Source organism: Streptomyces hygroscopicus subsp. hygroscopicus (assembly GCF_001553455.1).
Classification (GTDB): Bacteria; Actinomycetota; Actinomycetes; order Streptomycetales; family Streptomycetaceae; genus Streptomyces; species Streptomyces hygroscopicus.
Window position 1 is genome coordinate 1 of sequence record NZ_BBOX01000534.1, and the last position, 3,820, is coordinate 3,820.

Consider the following 3,820-nt stretch of genomic DNA (forward strand, 5'->3'; position numbering starts at 1 on the left):
CCTCTAGCGGCGGCTGCTCGGACCGCAACACCCCCACCTGTACGTCGTTCGAGCAGATCAACCTGACCACCGTGCAGGGGGCCGGCACCCTGAAGCAGGCCAGCGGCTGCGCGCTCACCATCACCGGCGGCACCGAGACCGGACACGCCTCCGGTACGTACAGCCACTGGAACGGCTACAAGCTCGACTTCAGCCCCACCAGCTGCCTCAGCAACTACATCACCGGCACCTTCAGCAACATCGGCCCGCGTCCCGGTGACGGTGCCCAGCAGTACAAGTCCGGTTCGGGCAACATCTACGCCCGCGAGAGCAACCACTGGGACGTGACGTACTACAACTGCGGAGGCTGCTGACCCGCGGTGGCGAGCCCCCACCGGCCGTCCGGACGGCTGCAACGCGGCGCAACCTTTGCGTACGGCCGTCCCGGCACGGACAGTGGGCCCGGCGGGCGGAGGGTGGTGCCGAGTCGGCGCGGCATTCCCCTCCGCCGACGCCTTTTGCGACGGTTCGGCCTGGTCACCGGGTGAGCGGCGGGGAAAACCCCCGATACGGTGAGAAGGTGCAGCCAGCGAAAGAAACACCGAAGCCGTCCGGCCGGCTCCACAAGGCCCGAGCCCTGTACCGCAATGTGTCCAAGCGCCGGATGGCCTGGCTGCTGCTGAAGGACACCGTCGACTCCTGCATGGAGTACCGGGTCACCGGGCTCGCCGCCGAGGCGGCCTTCTTCACCCTGCTGTCGCTGCCCCCGCTGCTGCTCGGCCTGATCGGGCTGCTCGGCTACTTCGACGCGTGGAGCAACACCGACACGGTGGCCACCATCCGGCAGAACATCCTCGACGCCTCCGCGACCGTCCTGTCCGACCGGGGCGTGAAGGAGATCGCCCGGCCGCTGCTGGACGATGTCATCGAGGGCGGCCGCCCCGATGTCATCTCGCTCGGCTTCGCCATCGCCCTGTGGTCCGGCTCCCGCGCGGTGAACGTGTTCGTGGACACCATCACCATCATGTACGGGCTGGAGGGGCGGCGCGGGATCGTCAGGACCCGGCTGCTGTCCTTCCTGCTCTACCTGGTGGCGCTCGTGGCCGGGGCGGTGGCGCTGCCGCTGATGGTCGTCGGGCCGGAGGCGGTGGTGAACCTGCTGCCGTCCAGCAGCGAGCTGGTACGGGTGCTGTACTGGCCCGTGGTGCTCGTGCTGTCCGTCGCCTTCCTCACCACGCTCTACCACGTGTCCGTGCCGGTGCGCTCACCGTGGCGCGAGGACATCCCCGGGGCGCTGGTGGCCCTCGCGATGTGGGTGCTGGGCAGCTTCCTGCTGCGGATCTACCTGATCCACACGGTCGAGGGCCCGACGATCTACGGTTCGCTGGCCGCGCCCGTCGCCGTACTGCTGTGGATCGGGGTGTCCGCCTTCGCGGTGCTGGTCGGGGCCGCGGTCAATGCCGCGATCGACCGGGTCTGGCCGTCGGTGGCCACGGCCGCCGGGCGCGCGGAGGCCGCCGCCCGCGCCCGGGAGGAGGCGGCCCGGCTGCGGGCGAAGGACCAGCGCACGGCGGACGACGGCGCGGCGGAGATCACCCCGCCGTCGGAGTTCCCCGAGCGCTGGGCCCAGTTCCTGCCGCACGCCGACGTACGCTCCCGGCTGCACGCCAGGCGCGAGGCGGGGGAGAAGGCCGCCGGGAAGCCGGGGCAACAGCTGTCGCCGTCGGACCGGGCCCGGGGGAAGCCCTCGGAGAAATCCGCCGGCCCGTCTGCTGGGCCGCCCGCCGGGCCGTCTGCCGGGCCGTCGTCCGGCACGTCCGCAGGGCCGTCCGCCGGGCCGCCCTCCGGCACGTCCGCCGGGCCGTCCGCGGGGAGAGCGGACGGCAAGCCGCCGGGTGCGGCGCCCGGGGAGCACCGGACGCCGCGGCAGGGGCCGAGGCGCCCGGAGGTGCGGTCCGCGGCGGACGGCGCGGCCGGTGCCACGGGCGACGTCCCCGCCGCGGACGACACCACGGCGGACGACGACCACCCGGTGCGCTGAGGCGCCGCCCTGCCTGGCCGGGGTGAAGCGCTCCGGCAGCCGCGGGAGGCCGCGCACCGGCAGCCGTAGGAGGCCGCACACCGTGCTGGGGCGCCAGGCCAGCGCGTCCGTCCGGACCGGTGCCCAGGGGCCAGGACCGGACGACACCGCTCCGGCAGGGCCCGCGGCGCGATCGTGGCCCTCAGCCGGGCCCGCGGCGGATTGTGGCCCCCGTCGGGCCCGCTGCGGATCGTGGCCCCCAGCCGGGCCCGCGGCACGCGGAAATCGATGGCGCCGCGCACCGGGGTGGGCTACGGTTCTGCCGTTCCGTGTTGGCGCGTTGAGGAAGCAGGGGGTGAGGACATTGATGACGGTCACGGTGGCGAGCGCCGCTCGCGTTCAGACGTTCCTCATTTCCACCCCTGCGGTCTCCGGCTGACACCTCCTCGGAGGCCGCCCTTCGAAGGGTTTCCTCCGTGTTCCCCACTTCCCCTGACCCCGCGTCTCCGCACGCCCTCACCGCCTATGGCTGGGACGACGGCTGGGAGGCCGCGTTCGCCCCGTATGCCGACCAGGGCCTGATGCCCGGCCGGGTGATCCGGGTGGACCGCGGCCTCTGCGATGTCGCCACCCCCCTGGGCACGGTACGGGCGGACACCGAGCTGGTGACACCGCGCGATCCGATGCGGATCGTGTGCACCGGCGACTGGGCCGCCGTGGACGCCGAGGGCGATCCGCGCCATGTCCGTACGCTGCTGCCGCGCCGTACCGCCCTCGTGCGGTCCACTTCCTCGAAGCGCTCGGACGGCCAGGTCCTGGCGGCCAACGCCGACCACGCCGTCATCGCCGTCTCCCTCGCCGCCGAGCTGGACCTGGGGCGGGTCGAGCGGTTCACCGCGCTGGCCTGGGAGAGCGGTGCTCAGCCGCTGCTCGTCCTCACCAAGGCCGATCTGGTGCCCGATCCCGCCACCCTGGCCGGTCTGGTGTCCGACACCGAGGCGGCGGCGCCCGGTGTGCGGGTGCTGCCGGTGAGCGCCGCGACGGGGGAGGGGCTGGAGGCGCTCGGCGCCCTGCTGGCCACCGGCACCTCCGTGCTGCTCGGCCAGTCCGGCGCGGGCAAGTCGACCTTGGCGAACGCCCTGGTGGGCGAGGCCGTCCAGGACGTACGGGCGATCCGCGACAGCGACGGCAAGGGCCGTCACACCACGACCACCCGCGATCTGCTGCCCCTGCCCTCGGGCGGGGTGCTGATCGACACCCCGGGGCTGCGCGGGGTGGGGCTGTGGGACGCCGAGGGCGGAGTCGCGCAGGCGTTCGCCGAGATCGAGGAACTGGCCGAGCGGTGCCGCTTCCCCGACTGCGCGCACCGGTCGGAACCCGGGTGCGCGGTACTCGCCGCGATCGACGAGGGCTCGCTCCCGGAACGGCGGCTGGCGAGCTACCGCAAACTGCTGCGGGAGAACGAGCGGCTCGCGGCCCGTACGGACGCGCGGCTGCGGTCCGAGATGCGGCGGGACTGGAAACAGCGGCAGGCGCTCGGCCGCCACATGATGGAGCGCAAGCGGGGGCCGATGCGCAAGCCGTAACGGTGCGCGCGGGGGCTCGCGCGGCCCGGCCGGGCGAGCCCCCGGCCGGGCGGCGGGCGTGGGGCGTGGACGCGGCCGGGCGGCCGGGCAGCCGGGTATGTACGCGGCCGAGTGTGGACGCGGCCCGGCCGGGCACGGGCAGGAGGACCGGGCACGGACCACCTCACCGGGGCCGGGACCGCCTCACCGGGGCCGGGGCGGCCTCATCGGGACCGGGGCCGCCTCACCGGCGGGG

At 74.2% G+C, this 3,820-nt stretch carries 2 protein-coding genes and 1 pseudogene; all 3 read left to right on the top strand.

Annotated features, from left to right (window positions below; all coding sequences use genetic code 11):
- A pseudogene (locus tag AXW62_RS38155) lies at nt 1-353 on the top strand (hypothetical protein); the annotation flags it as partial.
- Nucleotides 354-559: 206 nt separating this feature from the next.
- Nucleotides 560-2,020 carry a YhjD/YihY/BrkB family envelope integrity protein gene (locus tag AXW62_RS38160; protein ID WP_370682971.1) on the top strand — a complete coding sequence of 487 codons (1,461 nt, stop codon included), beginning with the start codon at nt 560-562 and terminating at the stop codon, nt 2,018-2,020.
- 455 nt (nt 2,021-2,475) lie between these two features.
- Nucleotides 2,476-3,585 carry a ribosome small subunit-dependent GTPase A gene (rsgA, locus tag AXW62_RS38165; RefSeq protein ID WP_060948402.1) on the top strand — a complete coding sequence of 370 codons (1,110 nt, stop codon included), beginning with the start codon at nt 2,476-2,478 and terminating at the stop codon, nt 3,583-3,585.
- Nucleotides 3,586-3,820 lie beyond the last annotated feature (235 nt).